Genomic DNA, 19889 nt, shown 5'->3' on the forward strand with positions numbered 1-19889 from the left:
TACCGCACAGAAAAATACAATTATCGCAGGGATTTTGGCATCCCTTGTTCAAAAATTTTGCAAAAAAATTGCACCCTATTACAAAGGGGGAAGTCTCCCCCTGATTGCAGCCCCGGCTCCGCCGGGTCTTCCATCACCCCTTCGAGCGGGGGCACCCCGCAACGCCCCACCTAAAGGTGGCCATGTACACTAAGGCCTAAAGGCCAAGTGTCCAAAGGCCGGCCTTATTCAGAGTCCTGGACGCAACGGACAGAGCTTCCGAAGTACTTGCCATAGCTACCCATGTTCGCACCGTCACCGATGTAGAGCAAATCCAAATAGTATGCTTCGGTGCTATCGTTCTCAGTAGAACTCCAGAAATTCGTATAGCTACCTTCATCGCTGTAATTTCCTCTGAAGAACCGGTAACCAGCAGGCAAAGCCGAGAAAGCGTAGGCGTCCGTTCCGTTACCCCTATTCGTCCAGCCTCTAACGGACTTGAGCAACTTGCCCGCTGTAAATTGCCTACCAGCTGAAATACGCAAAGTATCTAACTCAGCCATCGTAGGCAAGTGCCAGCCCTCGGGGCATATGCCTCTCACCGGATAAGTCGGCGTGCAAGTATTGCCTTCACCACAACCCATACCGTTTGTAGTCCATGTCCCCATACTATCCATCGCAACAGCCCAAGTGTAAAGGCGACCGTATTTGGCACAACTGTCCGGATTATCGTGATAGCACCAGCTAGCGGAATCGGAAGTGTACCCCTGATACTCATAAGGAACATCTGTGTAAGCATAGTTGAGGTTTTCCGCCATCCAAGTCTGCGTACCAATAGTCACCGTTTTGTAGGTCTGGCCATCACGCTCATCTGTCATGGTTCCCTTAACTACAGTCGATGGATCCACATACCCCTCGGGGGCACTGCTACTTGGCGCAGCACTTGACGATGAACTTTGCTTATAGAATTCATCTTTGATACAACGAACAGAATTGCCACCAGACATATCGTGGTAGGACAGGACCGCAGATTCATTATCCAGACTCAAACAACACGCTTGGAGGGCATTGTTCACATTAGAGCACCAGAAATACGCATAGTAGCCCTCGCTGACGAAATTCCCATAGAGGTGCCTCCAGCCGGCAGGCAACGCAGCAAAGGAATAGGCGTCTAAGTCGTTGTCGTTAAGTTTCCAGCCACTATTGGATCTGAGTTTTTCATCCGCTGTAGATTTCCCGCCAACGGCAGCGAAAAGTTTATTCCAATCTGATTTCCTAGGCAATCGCCAGCCCGCAGGACATACGCCACGCAACGGAGTATCCGGAAAACATCTCACTCCATAACCACACCCCTTTCCATCTGAGCTCCACGTGCCTGCACTATCTATAGCCGCACTCCACAGATACAGGCGACCATATTTCTCGCAATAACTCACACTATCATTATAGCAGAAACTAGAGGAATCTAATTCCGCAGTTGGCTGCAATTGTTCGTAGTTCAGGTTCTCCGCCATCCACGTCTGCGTGCCGATGGTAACCGTCTTGTAAGTCTTTCCATCACGCTCGTCAGTCATAATTCCCGTAACTACAGTCGAAGGGGCTACATACCCCTCGGGGACACCGCTACTCGACGAAGACTTCGCCGAACTACTCGTCATGGCGGCCGAAGAGCCGCCATCGCCCTGTTTTTCACTAGAAGAAGACTTTGCACTGCTTGATGTCATGCCGGACTCAGTTCCGGCATCGCCGTTTTTACTGCTACTAGACTCCCTTGTCTCGCTATCGCTCGACTTCGATGTGACGTCCTTGGAACTGCTGGACTTCGCCTTCGAACTGCTCGAACCGTCGCAGTCCTCGCAAGCAGACGAAGAATCCCCACTCGGGCGTGTCGCAAAATCGCTGCTGTCGTCGTCACCGCATGCAACCAGCACCGCCACCACAAAACCAATCACCAGAAAACGCATCAAAGCCATAAACGCTCCTCCAAATAAGCACCTAAAATATACATTCAAAGCCATGATTTCTGCATTTTTATTACAGAAAATGTACAGCAGGGTCTTAGGGGCTTCCCCCTTTTGCCTACAGAAAACTTGAAAACTCCCCCTAAAAAAACTATCTTTGCGCGCGGAATTTTTAACAGGACCAAGGTCATGAGCTACAATCCTCTCGCCGAACAAGCAAACGCGGAACTCTCCGCAAACGGCTGCAACGTTCTCTCCATGCTCTCCGAAAGGGGCAAGGCAATCTTCTTCCCGCGCAAGGGCATTCTGGGCCAGGGCGCCGAAGCCAAGGGCTCCGAAATCAACGCGACCATCGGCACCGCCCTCGAAGACGACGGGAGCCCGCTCGTGCTTGACTGCGTGCTCAAGAGCCTGAACCTCCCCAAGCAGGCGTTCCTGTACGCCCCGAGTTTCGGCAACCCCGACCTCCGCAAGGCCTGGAAGGAACAGATTGTCCGCAAGAACCCGAGCCTCGCCGGCAAGCAGTTCAGCAACCCGGTCGTGACCTGTGCTTTGACCCACGCCATCAGCTGCGCGGGCTACCTCTTCCTTGACCCGGGTGACGAAGTCATCATCCCTGACCTCTACTGGGACAACTACGAGCTCGTGTTCGTGAACAGCTGCGGCGCGAAGATCAAGACGTTCAACACCTTCAAGGACGGCGGGTTCGATACCGAAGCCCTCAAGGCCGCCCTCGCCGAAAGCAAGAGCCAGAAGAAGGTCGTTCTCCTGAACTTCCCGAACAACCCGACCGGCTACACCGCCACCGAGAAGGAAGCGGTCGAAATCGCGAAGATCCTCACCGACTGCGCCGCCGCGGGCAACAAGGTCGTGGCCCTGCTTGACGACGCCTACTTCGGACTCGTTTACGAGGAAGGCGTGACCAAGGAATCCCTGTTCGTGAAGCTGCTCGAGGCCAACGAGAACCTGCTCGCCGTCAAGCTCGACGGTCCCACCAAGGAAGACTACGTGTGGGGCTTCCGCGTCGGGTTCATGACCTTCGGTTTCAAGGGCGCAAGCGAAGCACAGCTCAAGGCCCTCGAAGACAAGGCCGCCGGTACGGTCCGCGGCAACATCTCTAACGCCCCGAGCATCAGCCAGAGGATCTTGCTCGCCGCCTACCAGAGCCCCGAATACGTGGACCAGAAGGCCGAGAAGTACGCTACCCTCAAGAAGCGCTACGACATCATCAAGGACGTGCTCGCAAGCCACCCGGAATACAAGGAAGCCTTCGAGGCCATGCCGTGCAACAGCGGTTACTTTATGTGCATCAAGCCGAAGGGCGTGGATGCCGAGGAACTCCGCCAGAAGCTCATCAAGGACTACAGCACGGGCACCATCATGCTTTCGGGCCTTATCCGCATCGCTTTCAGCGCCGTCCCGACCGAAAAACTCGGCAAGCTGTTCGAAAATATTTATAATTGCATTTTGAAGATGAAATAATTGGCGGTTGAAACCCGCCCCTCCGGAGGATAAATGTCCGAAAAGGCTACACTGAACTATAATGGCAAGAGCTACGAACTAAGCGTGGTGGAAGGTTCCGAGGGCGAACACGGCCTCGACATCAGCACGCTGCGCAAGGATTCCGGGCTTGTCACGCTGGATTACGGCTACCTGAACACGGGCAGCACCAAGAGCGCCATTACGTTTGTTGACGGCGAAAAGGGCATCCTCCGCTACCGAGGCTACTCCATCGAAGATCTTGCCGAGAAGGCGACCTTCCCCGAGACCGCGTGGCTCCTGATTTACGGAGAACTCCCCACGCAGGAACAGCTCGGGCACTTCCGCACGCTCCTTACCGAGAATGCGCTCCTGCACGAGAACCTGCTGCACTTCTTCCGCGAAATGCCGCCGAGTGCACACCCGATGGGCATCCTCAGTTCCATCGTGAACGCCGTGGGCCTCTTTACCCCGCGCTTCTACGACGACGAAAACATCGCGAGCGCCTTCGAACTCACGACCGCAGGCCTTATTTCCAAGATCCGCACCATCGCCGCCTTCGCCTACAAGGCAAGCATCGGCGAACCGTTCGTTTATCCGGAAGCAGAACGCAGCTACTGCAGCAACTTCCTCAACATGATGTTCAGCAGCAAGGCCCGCCCCTACCACCCGGACCCGATCATGGAACGCGCGCTCAACACGCTCCTGATTGTGCATGCCGACCACGAGCAGAACTGCTCCACGTCGACCGTGCGCATGGTGGGCAGCTCGCAGGCGAACCTCTACGCGAGTATCTGTGCGGGCATCTGCGCCCTGTGGGGCCCGCTCCACGGCGGTGCGAACCAGGCCGTGCTCGAAACGCTCCTGCGCATCCAGCAGAGCGGCATGACCATCGAACAGGTGATGGACAAGGCCAAGGACAAGAAGGACCCGTTCCGCCTTTCCGGATTCGGCCACCGCGTGTACAAGAGCTACGACCCGCGCGCCAAGGTGCTCAAGAAACTCATGTACCAGGTGTTCGAGCGCGAGCACGTGCACGACCCGCTCCTGGATATCGCCATCAAGCTCGAAGAAGCCGCCCTGAAGGACGACTACTTCATCGCGCGCAAGCTCTACCCGAACGTGGACTTCTACTCGGGCATCCTCTACCGCGCCATGGGCATCCCGACGAACATGCTCACCGTGATGTTCGCCATCGGGCGACTCCCCGGCTGGATCGCCCACTGGAAGGAAATGCACGACGACCCGAATTCCAAGATCAACCGTCCGCGCCAGATTTACACCGGCTACACGGAACGGCCTTGGATTGACAGGGACAAGCGATAAACAATAGGCTCGCCAGCCCTGCAGACCACTTTAAAGCAAAATGAGCGGACGACAATTATTGTCGTTCGCTTTTTGTATAAGATTTCTTACTTCACCACCAACGCCACAATCGCTGCAATCAAACCGCCGAGCAACAGCGCGGCGATTACGACGGCGATGACCATAAACCATTTGGCGTATTTTAAGATTTTCACCATGGCGCTATTCTGGTCCTTTGTGAACTGCTGAACCGCATTCATGGTCGCAGTCACGAGGAATCCGATGTCGTCAATCCAGCCCACCACAGGAATGGCATCGGGAGCCAAGTCGATGGGCGATGCCGTGTACAAAAGCGACATAATGACGAAAAACACAGCGAGCCCCTTTTGCAGGGGCGAAGCGCCGTTCATATCCTTCACATCGAAAACTTCGGGTTCTTTATCCATACCTTACCTCAGTCTTCTCAGCCCGCGCGGCATCGGGATTTCCTCGCCGTCTTCGCCAAGCAGGTAGATGTTGTCAAGGCTGATGTAGCCCATACCGCTATGGCGTGCGCGGAAGGCGAAGTTCTTGATTTTGGTCGGGTCGAGCTGCGGGATAGTCTTGCCCCAGCCTTCCTGTTTCATGTTCTCCCAGATGAGCGTGTCGCGCACCCATGAACCGCGGGTGTTCTTGAGGCGGACCATGAATTCGTCGTAGTCTTCCACCTGGCTGCTAGCAATCTGCACTTCGAAGTAGCCGTCGGGATTGTTGTGGTTCGTCGCGTAGTCGAACACGATGCCCACGGAGTTGTGGACTTCTTCGGGTATCACGTAGTAGGCGCCCGCGAAGTTCGGCCAGCTCTGTGCAGACGGCTGCTCAATCTGGAAGTCATGGCGGATAAAGCCTCCGTGCGGGGGCGCGCCGTTAAACACCTTCGCGCCGATAGTTGTCGCATTATCGCCGTTTGCCACTGGGTACCAGTCAACCGCATCGAGGCCGCTGTCGAATCTCTGCATCGCCATCGTCGTACGGTAGGCGCCACGCACGCGGAACGGGATGTTGAGGGCAGTCACCTTGCCCCCGAGCCCCCGTACAACAACGCGGAGTTCCCGCGGGGCGGAATACATTTCGGGCGGAATCGGAATTTTCACGTGGAAGCTCTCGATGGACGCATTCCACTTGCCGTCATCGGGAACGGCGGCTACCTCGATCATGCCGCGCTTGCCCCAGTTACCCACGCTCACAGAGCCGTTCGTAAGCTGGCCGTTTTCCTGCACCGCCGTCACGAACAGGTCTATCGTATCGCCCGCAAGGAGCACCTTCTTCTCGAGGGATGCGGAAATGATTTGCGGGGTCGCCGCATCCTCCTTCGTCGCCTTGTCAAGCCCGACAACCTTCGGGTTGATGCGCACCACGGCAAGCCCGAACGCGGGAATCGTGATGTCCTTCGACTTGCTCGGGTTTATGCGGCGCCCGCTCGGGCCCATTTTCGGGTACGGGAAGGCATCCTGCCGGGTCCCCACCCACTTGAACTGCTCTGCGCCAAAGATGTCCACCTCGGTACGCACCAGGTCGCCCTTGCCCACTCCGGCATCGTTCCCGTTCGCGCCGACGCTTGCGCGGTCCACCTGCACCACCTGCGGGACTTCGGACAAGTTCACAAGCATCACACGCACGGAATCGCCCTTGCCAATCGCATACGCCTCCACATCGGGGCTCGTGCTCGAAACGGGCAGCACGGCAAAACCGTCTTCCAGGAACTGCTTGTACGTCATGTACATGCCGTAATATTCCGCGGTCGGTTCCAGCGACTTCCAGTAGTTCCAGGAACCTTCCTTCAACAGCGCCGTCATGCTGATGGTACCCCAGGTATCGTCCGGGCCCTTGAACAGGTTGCCGAACGCATCCCACGGGAGCACCTGCAGGCGGTTACCAAAACGCATCGCGTGCTGGGCAAAGATGCTCGCCACCGCGGTCGCCTGCGGGTAATCCATAAGCAAACTAAATCCCTGCACGCACGTGCTGAATTCCGAGAGGAACACACGGCGTTCACCTTCGAGGTGGCGCTTCATCCACACGTCGAGCGTGTCCATGTTCGGGCCCACGTCAAGCATCGCCTTGAGCATTTCGGCGGGCTTCGGCTCGTTGGGCGTCCAGTACGGATAATTATGCAGGTCCACCACGTCGAGGTAGCGCTTGCCATCCTTCTTTTCGGCCTCGCCCACAATGCGCAGGAATTCTTCCATCCAGTACTTGCCATCGAGCAGGCCCGCGCCCTTCTGCAGCATCTTGTGCGTGCTGAACAGCGGACCATGCAAGATAATCGTAGAATCCACGGCCTTCATCGCGCGGGCGTATTCCAGGTAACGTGCCGCATAATGCCTTGCCGAAATCGGGCCCGATTCTTCCCACTCGCCGTCGAGTTCGTTACCGATTTGCCACTGCCTGATGTTGTAGCCTTTTACTTTGTTTGCATATCGCACCCAGGCGGCGGCTTCCTTCGAAGTTCCCGTGCCCGCGTTCACGCAAATCACGGCCTGCGCGTTCGGGAGCGTCTTGATGTATTCCATAAACGCTTCGAAATCCCACTTGATGTCGGTCCAGTCCGTGCGGGCCTTGTCGCCATTGCGCGTAGACATCGCGTAGAACTTGTAGTTGTTGCCCTCGAGCAAGTCACTCTCGCCGCTGAACAGCTTCATCTCGCGAATCTGCACGCCCTTGCTCGGCAGGTCGGGAGTCTTGAAGCGTATCGCTACGTAGCGGGTGCGGATCTGCTTGAACTTGTACTTGGTCGTCTCGGAGTTCACGCGCACCACGGATTCCGTCTTCAGCTTGTTTTCGAGCGCCTGGTGCACGCCCGGATATTCGGCATAGTCCTCGGTCCAGTACGCGAACTCGAACGCCTTCGGGCGCAATTCACCCCAGTCAATCTGCAGCGAGTCAAGATTCATCTTCTCCGGAAATTCCACCACTATCCACGGCGGGTCCACCGGGTCGAGGATTTCGCCCCACCACATCGTTTCCTTCTTGCCGTCGGCAAGGTGACTCCTGCGAACAAAGCCGTAGTTGTCCTTCGTCGTACCGCGGTAAATCGTCTCGCCCAAAAATCCGCGCGCCCACTTCGTAGTATCCGCGGTCCAAAGCCCGGTGCTATCGTAGCTGCCGATTCCGTTCCAGTGATAATCGTTCGAAAGGCTCCCGTTCGGGAAGCGGAACAGCGTGTAGCCGCCATCCACGAGCGCACTGGTCATATCGTAGTAACGGCTGGGCGGGTTCCAAATCGCAAGGTCCGCCGCCATCATGTTCTGCTTGTCGATAACGACGCCCGGATGCAGGTCATCGACAATCACCACGTTCTGAGCGGCAAAAGAAGCGCCCGCACAAAGGCCAAGGATGGCAGCAGCCGTTTTCGAAATGCGGCGGAGATTCTTATTCATAACTACCTACGGTGTAAACTATTCTCCTTGAATATATAAATAAAGACCGCAGTCATGCACCGCAGTCTCTATAATCGAAAACGAATTAGTGTATCAAATGTATTCCGTCCCGTTATTCTGCCGGGCGAGAAACCTCAAAGGAAAAACTCCCCATACCAAATTGCGAATTCGGCGATCCAATTGCGAATTCATAATTTCCCTCGGGCAATCCATATACATAGACAAACCCGTTCTTCTTGTCCTCTTCAGTCACCATCTGGCAGGGATAGAAATCATAAGGGAGGCCATCCCTTTCATAGTGACGCGACAAGATTCCATCTTCCACTTGTACGCAAATTCCAAAACCAGCTTCCGCGATGGTTTCATCGAGCCTATCGTGGTACCATTCATCTTCTTCAGGCAAATAGATAGAATCCAGGTACAGTTTTGCCGAATACACCGGCTCCACGACAATCTTCTGCAATTCGGCCACGGGTTCCTCATCTATCATCACGACACGGGCGCGGGCAAAATAGGAGAACACATTGGCGCCAAGGCTAGAATCCGCAGAAATTACACGCAACTGCAATTCCTCATAGCGAGATTCATAGGCCTTATTCGATCCCAATTCCTCCAAGGCTCCTTCATATTTTTCCAAATAGGTCAAGTAGTTTACGCTATCCAGATAGATATAGCCATCCCTGTCCGTAGTATAATGGCAACCTTCATCACCATAGGCACACCTGCCTTCATAGACATCCGCTCCCACCACAGGATTACCCGCAGCATCCACCACCCGGACTCTCGCGTTCATGTACATATAGATATCCACATACGCTCCGCACATACTCCTACCGAGACCGCTTGCATATGTTTTCTTGGCCAATACATGAGCTTCATCCAAGAGATCACTGCAGGGGTCGCCATCGACAACTTTCTTTCGAACAAGCGACGTATCCACGTCCGCAATGGGAGTCCCAGAACTCGTTTCACTGGATGTCGAAGCAGTACTGCCATTATCGCCACCACAGCCGGCAAGCATTCCAATGCCAAGTACCGCAAATGCAAGGCTCATCCTTGTCAATCTCTTAATAAACATACTGATTCCTCCTTAACTTACTTTTTCAAATTTGTGAATAAATGAATGTTCAACTGGTGGACCCCAGTCGCCTTTTTTCTGTCCTGCGCAATAATCTTGCGCACCCTGGCCTTCAGGCCCTGGATTTCCTTGGCTATCGCCTTGAAAGCGTCATCGGAAACGCTGAAAGTAAACGTTCCCATATCCGACGGATTCTCATTATTCGCAAGTAACGCCTGCTTGGAAAGTTCGAAGCACTGCAACTGATACTGGCGAACCAAATCGCTGTTGTTATAGGCACCGCTGCTTACCGACTCACGGCAACTTTTCCAAAAGCCGTCTTCGTTCTTCCGAACAAAACCAAGGCGTTCCAGCAATTCCAGGGAACGTTTCAGGGTACCCACGGAAACCTTCGGGAAAATCAGTTTCTGGACGGGTTCAAGGTCGTCCGAAACATCCACGACTTCCAACGCCGTAAACAGCACGCTGTTATACCAGTGGTTGTAATATTCGTAGGCGTCTTCGTTCAGGATGCGGTGGGAATCCGGATGCTGTTTCAGCAGTTCCTCGAAAAAAGCGTTCCGTTCCATCGCGGTCTTCGCCTGGTCCAGATTCACCAGAGTTTCAAAATACCTTGCCTCTTTTTTGTTCAGGCCAAGCACTTCAACAAACTTGGGAATCATGCGACTGGAAAGTTTTTTACCCTTGACGATGTCGTTATAGTAGCTGCGAGTCTTGGGGAGCCCCAGCAGCACACATGCCCCAGCCCTTGTAAAATCAGGGTCTGTCAACACGCGGGCCGCCTGGTACTCGTCCAGGTACTTGCGGAAATTTGTGAACTGAAATATGTCAATAATTTTATCCATGTCCTAAATGTACTCAAATTTTGACTCAATGTCAAGACGTTTTCGCAAAAATTTGAGATTTTTTTTGAGTACATTTTGTGATTATGGACTAACGGCCCTTGAACTGGTCACCGAACTTGAGTTCAGTTTCCTTGGCGCCGTTCAGGTTCACGAGGCGGCCGGGGTCGAACACCAAGTCCTTCGCAACGCCTTCCTTGAGGGACTGCGCACGGTCCAGAAGTTCGGCGGCGCAACTGCTCGAAAGGAGCGCCTGGCGCAACTGCATCGCGACATCCTCCGCGCCGTTCAGCACCTGGATCCTATCGCCTTCGGCTCCAGGATGACATTCCGACGAGGCAGCCCCATCTTCATTTAAGCAGAACCCCTTGCAAAGCCTTGCGGCAAGCTGTTTGAGCCTGCCCTCGGCACCCTTGTCGGTACTGCCGTCCTCAATCTTGAATCCGTAGTAAAGCTTGAACACGTCAAGCGCCTCGCCCGCGGTTATCACGCGCTTCGGCTTGCCTTCCCAAGCATCCGCAATCTGCCCGAAAATCCAGGGGTTGTGCATGGCGCCGCGCCCGATGGCCACGCCGGACACGCCATAATTTTCAATTCGCTCGCGGGCGACTTCCACGCTGTTCACGTCGCCATTCCCGATAACGGGAATCTTCGCGGCAGCGGCGACCTTCCCTATCCAGTCCCAGTCGGCGAGGCCGTTATAGCCCTGCAGGCGGGTGCGGCCGTGCACCGTAAGCATTTCAACGCCCTCGCCTTCAGCAATCCGGAGAGTTTCCAGCACGTTGATGCTCTCGCTATCCCAGCCGATACGGCACTTGAGCGTGAGGGGCATATCCACCCCGCAGCCGTCCAGCGCGGCACGCACGTCGTGCAATATCTCCTGCAGGCGGGGCAGGTCACGCAACAGGCCCGAGCCGCTGCCCTTGCCCGCCACCTTCGGCGCCGGACACCCCGCATTCACCTCGATGTAGTCGGGTTTGAGCGCCACCGCAATCTTCCGTGCGGCATCCGCCATCTTGTCGGGGAAACGCCCGAAAATCTGCACCCCGAAGGGCCTCTCCTCCGGGAAAAAACGGAGCTGCTTGTGGCCTTCCAGGTTGAACACCGCATCGCCGTCCGTGGGCACGAACTCCGACACCAGGAGCCCCATGCGGTCACCCGAAAGCACGCGGCAGAGCCTGCGGAAGGGCGCGTCCGTTACCCCGTCCATCGGGGATAGAATCGTGTTCGGGAACACCTCCAGCCCCCGCAGACGGAACGTTGTCCGTGGCGGCTTTTCGGCGTTTTTCAAACTTTCAACATTTTTCAACATATTAACAACAATTATCCACACATTGTCCGCAACGAGAGCCCCAAAAAAATATTTAATTTTCGGTTAGGCCTTCCGCTAACTCTTTGTTAAACTTATATTTAAGGCATCAACTAATCTATCAACCAAGATTCTAGTCGTGTCCAACATAACAAAACAATCCCTGATTCAAGATATCGCCAAGTCCACCGGATTTGTGCGTAACGACATCAAGACTGTCATTGAGCAGTTCCTCGACCTCCTCGGAGAAAAGCTCATCGAAGGTAACACCATCGAAATCCGCGGATTCGGCACGTTCGCTTGCAAGCCGCGCAAGGCCCGCCCCGCACGCAACCCGCGCACCGGCGAGACCGTCCAGATCGAAGAACGCATGGTCCCCACCTTCAAGTTCAGCAACGACATCAAGAACAAGATAAACAGCCTCGAAGGCGTTGTCGGCGAAACCGTCGAAGAGCCCGAAGAAGATACTGTCCAATCCGAGATTTAACCCGAGCCGGGTTCCGCAGAGCCCACCCGGATATGCAAAAACCGACGCCAAGCGCCGGTTTTATTTTTTTACATCAGCGAGGCAACCTCTTCGTCTGTCAGGAACCGCCAGCCCCCCCTCTCCAAGACTCTCATCCAGCACAAGCGGACCGATGGAAATGCGTTCCAGCGTTTCCACGTGGTTCCCTACCGCAGCGAACATGCGGCGCACCTGATGGTAGAGCCCCTCGCCTATGGTAATCACCACCGAGCCCTCCTCGCGCACGATCTCGCGGGCACAGACGGGCCTGCGCTCGTCCTTGAGCATTACGCCGGCGAGGAGTTCCTTCTCCTGCGCGTCCGTAAACTCGCGGGCCAGCGTCACGCGGTAGCGCTTGAGGCAGCCCTTCTTGGGGCTTTCCACCCTGTGGATAAAGTCGCCCTGGTTCGAAAACAGGATTATTCCCGAGGAATCGGCATCCAGGCGGCCCGCCGACTGAATGCCCATCGCCGAAAAGCGGTCGGGCAAAAGTTCGTACACGGACCTGTGGTCGCGCGGGTGATGGCTGCACTCGAAATCCACCGGCTTGTGGAGCATCACGTACAACTTCTCCACCGTCGGGACCTCTTCCCCATTCACAGTGATGTTTTCGGGGCGTTCCTTGAGTTCCATGAACGGGTCTTCCAGCACGTTGCCATCCAGTTCGACAAGCCCCATGCGCACAAGAGCACGCGCTTCCTTGCGGCTGCCAAAGCCGATGCTCGAAAGTAAACGGTCCAGGGTCAACGCAGGCATCAATCCTCCACGAAAAAGGCACGGACTTTCTGGCGGACAAACCCGAGTTCGGGCAGTTCACCGGTCTTGAGCACGCGGGCACGACGGCGCCAGAAAATCAGGAACACGATACCCGCAAGCAACGCCAACTCAAGCAGGTAAAACAATACGCGGCAAAGGTTCGTGCGGGCAAGGATATTCCCTTGCAAGCGCAGGTCTTTCTCGTTGCACCAGTCCATGCGCAAGTCCCAGTCCTTAAGGAACGGGAACCCCTTGATAATGCCGTTGAGTGCCGCACCATAGCCCATGGTCTTGTAGTCGGCACGGATACCTTCCACAAAGCAGTTCTCGAACTTCATGTTGAACAGGCGGACAAGATCAATCAGCAGGCGCTTCAAGTAACGGAAACCGCGCTCGTCCAGGTCCGGAGTGAGCACGAGAGTCCAGAACTCAAAATCCGTAAGGTCACGCTTCTCGGGCTTCTTCTTTTCTTCTGCGGGCTTCTCGGGTTCAGCAGGCGTCTCGACCTTCGCGGGCTGTTTAACTTCCGCATCAACCTTCGCAGGCTTCGCCGTTTCAACTTTCGCGAGTTCCGCGGGCGATTTATCACCGGCATCAAGCTTCGCGGGCGTCTCATTACCAGCGGACGTCTTGTCACCAGCGGGCGCAGCAGATTCCGCAGGCTTTTCTTTCCCAACATCAGCCTTCACCGGTTCAGCAGCCATCTTCTCCACAGGCTTCGCGGGTGCCGTCGCGACAAACTCCGGCACAGCGCTGTCTTCGTCGTGCGATTCATCTGAAGATTTGTCGCGCGATCCACCTGAAGATTTGCCCGCAAATTCATCATCGTCCAGCGACTCGTCTGAATCGTGGCCCTTCCCCTTGCGGAACTTTTCCCATGTGTAGAAGTTCTTCTTGTATATGAAGAATTTCGCACCGCCGCCATTCTCGTCCGCACCGAAGTCTATCCGGAACCGAATCGGGAAAAACAGCACAACCAGCGCAACAGCGCAGGCGAAAATCAGCAAGCCAAGAAGAACACCGCCCATTACTTTTCGGCTTCGTCAGCCTTCTTGCTGATAATGTCGATGAGTTCGGCGAAACTCTTGGTCTTGAGGATCTGGCCGAACTGTTCCTTGTAGTTGCGTGCGGTCGAAAGGTCGTCGATCACCAGGTCCCACGCCTTCCAGTTGCCGTTCACGAGGCTCATCTTGTACTCGAGCACAGATTCCTTGCCCTTGTTCCAAAGGTGAGCCACCACGCGGGCTTCGTCCGTACCCTTCATCTTCGCGGGCTCGTAGATGGTGGAATCGGCGCGGTAGAGTTCAAGCCTCTTCGCGCTGGAATTGCGGACCATGCGCTGGAACTCCGCAACAAACTTTTCCTGCGAGGCGGCATCCTGCTTGTCCCAGTCGCCCTTCGCAAGCGACTTCTTCGCCAGGAGCGCAAAATCGAACGAGTCGTTCAGCAGCGACTTCACGCGTTCAATCTCCTTCGCGTTGCGGCTCGACTTCTTGAGCAGGGTCTGCAGTTCAGCATCCTTCTTCTTCACCGCAGCGACAGGGTCTTCGGCGGCAAACGCCATTACGGCAAACACCGTAAGCAGGGCTAACATCTTCCTAATCATACACTACTCCTATTTGTTAAATTCCCCGCGGAATTCCCTGAGCGACATGCCCATGCGGGAAATCAGTTCCGCGAATTCCACATTATACTTGCACACGGCAAAGTAATAGTCCTTCTGCATCGTCACGTTCTGCGTGTATGCACTCACCAGGTCGCCCGTCTTGGACTTGTCCAGGTCGTACTGCATTGCAGCGCCCTTCAGTATGGCTTCGGATGCACGCAGGCTCTCCCTGAGCGCGTCCATCTTCTCCTTGGCGGCTTCCACCTGGTAATACTGTTCCACCGCCTGCGCCACGAGGCCCGAGGCAGCATAGTTCTCCTTGAGTTGCAGCCCGCGGTATTCCGTACGCGCGGCACGGAAATCCGACCAGTTCTTCCAGAAGTTCAGGCGGTAGCGGAGCCCCACCCCGATAAGGCCCGAAAGTTTATTCACGGCATCTTCTGCAAAGGCGTCCTTCACCATCACCTTGCGGTTGCCGGCCCAGCTCTTCACGTACTCGATTTCGCCCATGATAAAGAACTCGGGCGCAAGTTTTGCCTCGGCAAGGTCCATCTGGAGCTTGCGGGCATCGAGCCCTGCGGCAAGTTGCTTGAGTTCCGGGTGGTAGCGCATGGTAAACTGTTCTACCTCTTCCAGGCTCGGCAAGCGTTCAGGACGCTCCGTGAGGCAGGTATCCTCGGCGGTAAACACGTCATCTTCGCCAAGCCCGAGCGAGAACCTTATGGCAAGCTGCACCCGCTTCATGCCCAGGTTCGCCTCGGTGACGCCTTCCTTCACCGTATGGAGTTTAGCCTTCAGGTTCAAAAGGTCCATCTGCGAAACGTTCGGGTCATCGTCGTCGAGCGCCTCCTCGAGTTTCTCGTAGGCCTCGTCCACCCGCTTCTGTGCATCGCTTGCCAGTTTCTGCATTTCACGTGCCAGCAGGTAGTTGTAGTAATACGACTGCAGTTCCACATCCTTCTTGTGGATTTCCTGCTCGATGGCGTACGTTTTCTGCTTCAAGTCGGCCTCCAAGGCCTTCTTGCCCGTACGGTACTGCCCAAAGTTGAGCGGCTGGATAAACTTGCCCTCGATACCCCAGAACGGGCCCATCTTGGTAAAGTCGTAAACGTCCACCGTATCGCCCCAGTTATCCACGGATTCCTTCAAGCCAGGGGCGGGGCCCACCATCATCGCGATGTTGAGTGTCGGGAGGATTACCTCCGAGGTAAGCGCATTGAGGCTGTTTTTCTTCGCCTCGGTCGCGAACTTGGCCTCCACAAGGCGCGGGTCCTTCGCAAGCCCCTCTTCCACAAAATGCAGGCAGTCGTACCGGATTTCTCCGGCCAGGGCGAGCCCCGCAAAAACGAGTGGGAAAAGAAGCCTAAAATTCATCAACCTAAATTTACTAAAATGCAGGCGCACTTTCTGCCCCCACCCGACGAAACTAAAAAAATATCGGATTAAAGGAACGACTTGTTCGCGAGGTTCCTGTACTTCGCGAGCACCTTCTCATAATAGCCCGTAGGCAGCGGCTGGCCCTGTTCTAGCATCCTGTCGACGGCGGAATGCCCGATGTTGTAGGCGATAAGCGCCTCCTTCCAGTTGCCGTACTTGCCTATGAGGCGGATCAGGTAGGCTGTACCCACGGTCACGTTCACCTCGGGCTTCAGCAGGTCTTCCGTAGATTCAATGCGCATCCCGAAGCGGGCCGCCATCTTCTGCGCCGTCTCGAGCTTAATCTGCATGAGCCCCAACGCACCGGAAAAGGCCCCCGACTGCAAGCGACCGCGGGCATTCGGATTCCCGTGGCTCTCCTGCGCCACCACCGCCAAAATCATGAGCGGGTCGGTCGTATAGGAATGCGAAATCTGCCAAATCTGTTCCGTAAGTTCCCGGCGGGTATCCTCGGTAAGGCGGCCTTTCGAAAGGTAGGCAAGCGCCTTGTCTATCTTCACGTACTCCATGGTCCAGCGGCCCCAGGTATCGAGCCTCTGCAAGTCGCTCCGCAGGCTCATTTCCTGCTTGCCCAGGTCCGCCATGTGGCGCTGCCTCACAAGCCAGATGTCGGCAAACACGAGTATCGTCAGGAAGGCGACCGCGAACAGCGCGATCACGAGCGGGCCGGGAATCCGCACGCTACTTTTCACGGCGGGAATTCTCCAGGAATTCGAGATACGACACCCAGTCCTGAATTACACCGAACGACGTAAGCATCGTGGTGTCTTCAATAACGCCCAGCTTACGGAGCGGACCAATGGAAGTTTCCAAGCGCTCGATTTCGTGCACGTAGCGGTCTTTCTGGCTCTGCAACGCTACAATCTGGGCCTGCTTATCGGCAATGTCGCGCCCCTGCGCAGCGATTATCAAGAACAAAGTAATTGCCCAGCCGACAATCAATAGCGAAAGCGCGATAGCCACGCTCGGGCTCAGGCGTATGCCCGTCTTGGAGCCGTAATGCACGCCAATCTGCAGCAACTGCTTAGAAAGTCCGGAATCCTTGTAGGCCTCGCGGCTCTCGTATATCTCGAAGATATTCCTGTACTTCGCGAAATATGCTTCCTGTTCCTCGTTCTTGAAAATGAGAATCAGCTTGGAATCCTTCGCCTGCAGCTTGTTCAAAAGTTCCAGGAACAAGTCAAGGTAGTCGCCCACCTTGAAATGCGCGTGCTCCAGGTTCACAAAGATAAAGCAACCGGGGCCATCGGCAAGCATTTCTATCTTCTCGCGCACGGCGGCAAGCTGGTACGACCCGAGCGAACCGGAGAGCGTAATCTCCACATCGTCGCCGTGGTCCTCGACCTGTATGTCAATCAAGTCCGCGCGCACGTGTTACCCCTTCGATACCGAAACAGTAATTTTGAAGTTCATCTCGTCGGCAACGGAAAGCGCCGTACGCCAGAACGGGTACACCCTCACGCCCTGGAACAACTCGGGCGCAGCCGAAGAAGAAGCACCGAAAATTGCCCCGATAAATACCGCAGCAGGCTTTACAAAGGACATCGTGACGGTACACTTCGTGCCATAATCGTGTATTTCCAGCTTGTTGGCTTCCGGATAAACTAACGGGTTCTTGCCGTCCCACTTCATATCGAAACCATCCACCACGATGCGCCCGCCGGTCTCGCCCATCAGGCCGAATTCGAATATGGAACCGAAGAAGCAACGGGAATCCATGTAGGTGGAATTGCCCAGCTGGTAATTTGCGACAATCTCAGAGGTAGACGGGTTCAGCGTGAACTTCTTGTCCACATGGAACACGCCGCGTTTTGCCCCCACGGCAAAACCCTGCTCTTCCAGGAGTTCAATCTCCGCTCCGGAATCAAGGCGTTTAATACGGTACTCGTACGGGTCGCGCAAAAGGTATTCACGCATCGAGAGCGCCTGCTCTATCTGTTGCGCGGTCATGTCCGCATTCGGCAAGAGGCAGTCCAAAAAGCCGAAGGTCGGTTCCGCATCGTCGCGCCAAGCGTTCAGCAGGTTCACCGCGGAATCCTTGTGGTACAGGGAACGCAGCACACCGCCCGCATGGTAATCAAGCAACAGCGACATGTCCGGGTTTTCGACCCATATCTGCTTGCGACCCTGCAGCAGGTAGTCGCAAACCTCTATGCGGAGCCCGTTGAATTTCATCAGCGAATCGAGCGTGCTGGACGCAGACACCAGGTAGCGGAACCCCCACTCGCGCACCTTCAGGCTACGCATGCCCTCTTCGTTCGCGAGGTCGCGGAAGAACATCGGGGACATCGCCGGCAACAGCGCGTCACAGAATTCCGTGAAGTCCTTGCCCGCAAGCTTGTCGCGCCCGCGACGGTACAGGTTCAGGAGGGATTTCTGGAACAAGTTAATCTCCGGCCTGCGCACAAGAGTCTCGCGGCATGTCATCGCGGAGGAAGGCAGCCCTAGCTTACGGCCTGCCGACATCAGGTAACTGAGCGAACCTTCCGGCGGGAGCTGGTTCACCAGGTAACCCACGGGCCAGGTCTGCACGTCATTTGTCTCTACAAAGTCAACAAGACGCTCGAAGAACGCCACAATCTCGCTTGCCTGCGCAGGCAGGTCGAGCACCACCACCGCGGACTTTCCGCCATGGCAGTACGATTCCGCAATCACCCTCCACCTCAGGTCGTCCTTCTCGATGGCTTCCGTCAGGCTATCTGCCACAGGTACAACGCGCATAAGCGTTCCGCGGTCTTCGACCGTAAACCAGCCCGATACAGGCGTGGAACGCCCGACCGTAGCCTGGATGGCGGCCTCGCTCACAAGCGCGTAGTCGAATCCCGACCTCTCGAGCACGGCAGTCATGCCCATTTCCCACACGAACGAGGAATTGAAGTAGCCCTGCGGCTCTATGTCAAAATACTTCTTGAGGATATCGCGATGCTGGTCCAACTGCTGGGACTGCGTTTCTTCCGGGAACAGCGGTAGCATCGGGTCATAGAACCCGCCACCGAGAAATTCCAGTATTCCCTCGCGAATGCCGTTCCTTATCTTGCCGAATGCAAGCGGCTTCGCCACCTTGCGAAGCATCTTGAGAGTCGGGCCGTCCATGAACACGGAGCACTTGACGAGCCCCGAATTCAGCAACACGTCAAGCCCGTCAAGCACGTTGCGGGCAACCGCCTCGAGGTTCTCGTAGGCAGTGGACGGTGAAAGTTGCAGGACAAAGGAAATTGTCGGCTTCATGTAGTGAAGAATAGAAATTTTAGTTGCTGGTTATTGGTTGTTGGTCATTGGTTATTAGCAACTGTGGGTCTCGGGATGTTTATTGAGGGTGTCGGAGATGACAATTGCGATTAAAAACCGAGCTGCAATAGCAGGCCGCCGCCGGGTTGTTGCAAGTTTATCGCCGGTGCAAGGCGGAGTTTCCAGGCCTTTTCGCGTTCCTCGTATTTCTGGACCCGTTCATCAGGAGACTTGAACAACCAATAGATTGGAGCAATAATGTCCACAGACAGGAATGCAATCCCTGTTACCAGGAAAAGCACACCGGTGCCCCTTCCCAAAATCTTTGTAGCGGAATTGTCGTAATCAACGTAAAGCAGTCCAATACCCGCTGCAGTAGAAAGTCCACCAACCAAGAAACTATATAGCCACGTGCCAGTATGTCTTCTGGATTCTTCTTGTTTGCAGTCCGATGCCCATTGGCCGTAGACCTTTGAACTATCCTGCAAGGGCTCCGCTCCATACACTCTTGCAAGCAGCGATTCGTTTGACTCGCTGGGGTCAACCTTTTCATTTACCGCAAAATATTCCTCGCGACAACCGCGAGCAACCACGATGCAAGACTGCGCACATTCATCACAGCCAGAAATGCCATACTCCACCGCAGTAGAATTCTCTACGAAGACTGTATCAGAAAGAACTGGAGAAGGATCAAACGCAGCAAAACAGCATGCACTACATACAAGCGCAAGGAGAACGGCACACCGAATTTTTGCAGGAGCAAGCAACATCACTAATAAAATAATAATTAGATGATGATGGGCATTGGAAACCGCGGGTCCCGCGATGTTTCTCGGGCGGTTCGCGGGTATAAAAAAAGCCCCCCACGAGGTTTACCTCATGGGGGGCGTGAATCCAGCGGCGCCCTACTCTCCCGGGCCCGGGGGCCAGGTACCATCGGCGAAGGGAGGCTTGACTTCCGTGTTCGGAATGGGAACGGGTATGA

The 19889-nt window shown here is 55.3% G+C and carries 17 protein-coding genes and 1 rRNA gene; 3 read left to right on the plus strand and 15 right to left on the minus strand.

Going from position 1 to position 19889, the window contains the following annotated elements; all coding sequences use genetic code 11:
• Window positions 1-224: 224 nt before the first annotated feature.
• Window positions 225-1952, minus strand: a complete 1728-nt coding sequence (locus tag BUA44_RS12135) for a fibrobacter succinogenes major paralogous domain-containing protein (protein ID WP_178348797.1) — start codon at window positions 1950-1952, stop codon at window positions 225-227.
• A gap of 177 nt (window positions 1953-2129) precedes the next feature.
• On the opposite strand from BUA44_RS12135, the gene BUA44_RS12145 reads away from it, so the two are divergent.
• Both BUA44_RS12145 and BUA44_RS12150 read left to right on the plus strand, forming a co-directional pair.
• Window positions 2130-3422: an aminotransferase class I/II-fold pyridoxal phosphate-dependent enzyme gene (locus BUA44_RS12145; protein WP_072812423.1), complete on the plus strand. Its 1293-nt coding sequence runs from the start codon at window positions 2130-2132 to the stop codon at window positions 3420-3422.
• A 33-nt stretch (window positions 3423-3455) separates the two neighbouring features.
• A complete protein-coding gene (locus tag BUA44_RS12150; RefSeq protein WP_072812425.1) occupies window positions 3456-4745 on the plus strand; it encodes a citrate synthase in 1290 nt (429 codons plus the stop codon).
• An 86-nt stretch (window positions 4746-4831) separates the two neighbouring features.
• Here BUA44_RS12150 and BUA44_RS12155 read toward each other — a convergent pair whose 3' ends face one another.
• The 5 genes from BUA44_RS12155 to BUA44_RS12175 form a co-directional block, all read right to left on the minus strand.
• On the minus strand, window positions 4832-5170 hold the full coding sequence (locus BUA44_RS12155; protein ID WP_072812427.1) for a DUF1232 domain-containing protein: 339 nt from the start codon (window positions 5168-5170) through the stop codon (window positions 4832-4834).
• A gap of 3 nt (window positions 5171-5173) precedes the next feature.
• Window positions 5174-8143 carry a discoidin domain-containing protein gene (locus tag BUA44_RS12160; protein WP_072812430.1) on the minus strand — a complete coding sequence of 990 codons (2970 nt, stop codon included), beginning with the start codon at window positions 8141-8143 and terminating at the stop codon, window positions 5174-5176.
• A 112-nt stretch (window positions 8144-8255) separates the two neighbouring features.
• Window positions 8256-9221, minus strand: coding sequence for a hypothetical protein (locus tag BUA44_RS12165; RefSeq protein WP_072812432.1), 966 nt, complete (start codon window positions 9219-9221; stop codon window positions 8256-8258).
• Between the two features lie 17 nt (window positions 9222-9238).
• Window positions 9239-10066 carry a TIGR02147 family protein gene (locus BUA44_RS12170; protein WP_072812435.1) on the minus strand — a complete coding sequence of 276 codons (828 nt, stop codon included), beginning with the start codon at window positions 10064-10066 and terminating at the stop codon, window positions 9239-9241.
• 88 nt (window positions 10067-10154) lie between these two features.
• Entirely contained in the window at window positions 10155-11375 is a 1221-nt protein-coding gene (locus tag BUA44_RS12175; RefSeq protein ID WP_072812438.1) for a tRNA dihydrouridine synthase, read from the minus strand.
• 127 nt (window positions 11376-11502) lie between these two features.
• On the opposite strand from BUA44_RS12175, the gene BUA44_RS12180 reads away from it, so the two are divergent.
• Window positions 11503-11859, plus strand: coding sequence for an HU family DNA-binding protein (locus BUA44_RS12180; RefSeq protein ID WP_176495176.1), 357 nt, complete (start codon window positions 11503-11505; stop codon window positions 11857-11859).
• Window positions 11860-11919: 60 nt separating this feature from the next.
• Here the strand turns inward: BUA44_RS12180 and BUA44_RS12185 are convergent, their stop codons facing one another.
• The 9 genes from BUA44_RS12185 to rrf all read right to left on the minus strand — a co-directional run.
• Entirely contained in the window at window positions 11920-12633 is a 714-nt protein-coding gene (locus BUA44_RS12185; RefSeq protein WP_255370555.1) for a pseudouridine synthase, read from the minus strand.
• Entirely contained in the window at window positions 12633-13661 is a 1029-nt protein-coding gene (locus BUA44_RS12190) for a hypothetical protein (protein WP_072812443.1), read from the minus strand. The genes BUA44_RS12185 and BUA44_RS12190 overlap by 1 nt, the downstream gene beginning before the upstream one ends.
• Complete coding sequence (locus BUA44_RS12195; protein WP_072812445.1) at window positions 13661-14239, minus strand: MlaC/ttg2D family ABC transporter substrate-binding protein; 579 nt, start codon at window positions 14237-14239, stop codon at window positions 13661-13663. Before BUA44_RS12195 ends, BUA44_RS12190 begins: the two co-directional genes overlap by 1 nt.
• 9 nt (window positions 14240-14248) lie before the next feature.
• Window positions 14249-15613: a TolC family protein gene (locus BUA44_RS12200; RefSeq protein ID WP_072812448.1), complete on the minus strand. Its 1365-nt coding sequence runs from the start codon at window positions 15611-15613 to the stop codon at window positions 14249-14251.
• Window positions 15614-15681: 68 nt separating this feature from the next.
• On the minus strand, window positions 15682-16368 hold the full coding sequence (locus BUA44_RS12205; RefSeq protein ID WP_143151986.1) for a transglycosylase SLT domain-containing protein: 687 nt from the start codon (window positions 16366-16368) through the stop codon (window positions 15682-15684).
• On the minus strand, window positions 16358-17047 hold the full coding sequence (locus BUA44_RS12210) for an STAS domain-containing protein (protein ID WP_072812453.1): 690 nt from the start codon (window positions 17045-17047) through the stop codon (window positions 16358-16360). The genes BUA44_RS12205 and BUA44_RS12210 overlap by 11 nt, the downstream gene beginning before the upstream one ends.
• A gap of 3 nt (window positions 17048-17050) precedes the next feature.
• Window positions 17051-18904 (minus strand): polysaccharide deacetylase family protein, encoded by a 1854-nt coding sequence (locus BUA44_RS12215; RefSeq protein ID WP_072812455.1) that lies wholly within the window; start codon window positions 18902-18904, stop codon window positions 17051-17053.
• Between the two features lie 110 nt (window positions 18905-19014).
• Window positions 19015-19677: a hypothetical protein gene (locus tag BUA44_RS12220; RefSeq protein ID WP_143151987.1), complete on the minus strand. Its 663-nt coding sequence runs from the start codon at window positions 19675-19677 to the stop codon at window positions 19015-19017.
• 119 nt (window positions 19678-19796) lie between these two features.
• Window positions 19797-19889 (minus strand): 5S ribosomal RNA (rrf, locus tag BUA44_RS12225); the annotation flags it as partial.

This window comes from Fibrobacter sp. UWR3, assembly GCF_900143055.1.
In the GTDB taxonomy this organism is placed as follows: Bacteria; Fibrobacterota; Fibrobacteria; order Fibrobacterales; family Fibrobacteraceae; genus Fibrobacter.

What these genes read in the sequence shown, in the direction of transcription:
- BUA44_RS12175 (WP_072812438.1), bottom strand. Translation starts at nt 11,375, where the DNA reads ATGTTGAAAAATGTTGAAAGTTTGAAAAACGCCGAAAAGCCGCCACGG.
- BUA44_RS12160 (WP_072812430.1), bottom strand. Translation starts at nt 8,143, where the DNA reads ATGAATAAGAATCTCCGCCGCATTTCGAAAACGGCTGCTGCCATCCTT.
- BUA44_RS12200 (WP_072812448.1), bottom strand. Translation starts at nt 15,613, where the DNA reads ATGAATTTTAGGCTTCTTTTCCCACTCGTTTTTGCGGGGCTCGCCCTG.
- BUA44_RS12195 (WP_072812445.1), bottom strand. Translation starts at nt 14,239, where the DNA reads ATGATTAGGAAGATGTTAGCCCTGCTTACGGTGTTTGCCGTAATGGCG.
- BUA44_RS12190 (WP_072812443.1), bottom strand. Translation starts at nt 13,661, where the DNA reads ATGGGCGGTGTTCTTCTTGGCTTGCTGATTTTCGCCTGCGCTGTTGCG.
- BUA44_RS12165 (WP_072812432.1), bottom strand. Translation starts at nt 9,221, where the DNA reads ATGTTTATTAAGAGATTGACAAGGATGAGCCTTGCATTTGCGGTACTT.
- BUA44_RS12215 (WP_072812455.1), bottom strand. Translation starts at nt 18,904, where the DNA reads ATGAAGCCGACAATTTCCTTTGTCCTGCAACTTTCACCGTCCACTGCC.
- BUA44_RS12135 (WP_178348797.1), bottom strand. Translation starts at nt 1,952, where the DNA reads ATGGCTTTGATGCGTTTTCTGGTGATTGGTTTTGTGGTGGCGGTGCTG.
- BUA44_RS12170 (WP_072812435.1), bottom strand. Translation starts at nt 10,066, where the DNA reads ATGGATAAAATTATTGACATATTTCAGTTCACAAATTTCCGCAAGTAC.
- BUA44_RS12150 (WP_072812425.1), top strand. Translation starts at nt 3,456, where the DNA reads ATGTCCGAAAAGGCTACACTGAACTATAATGGCAAGAGCTACGAACTA.
- BUA44_RS12155 (WP_072812427.1), bottom strand. Translation starts at nt 5,170, where the DNA reads ATGGATAAAGAACCCGAAGTTTTCGATGTGAAGGATATGAACGGCGCT.
- BUA44_RS12145 (WP_072812423.1), top strand. Translation starts at nt 2,130, where the DNA reads ATGAGCTACAATCCTCTCGCCGAACAAGCAAACGCGGAACTCTCCGCA.
- BUA44_RS12185 (WP_255370555.1), bottom strand. Translation starts at nt 12,633, where the DNA reads ATGCCTGCGTTGACCCTGGACCGTTTACTTTCGAGCATCGGCTTTGGC.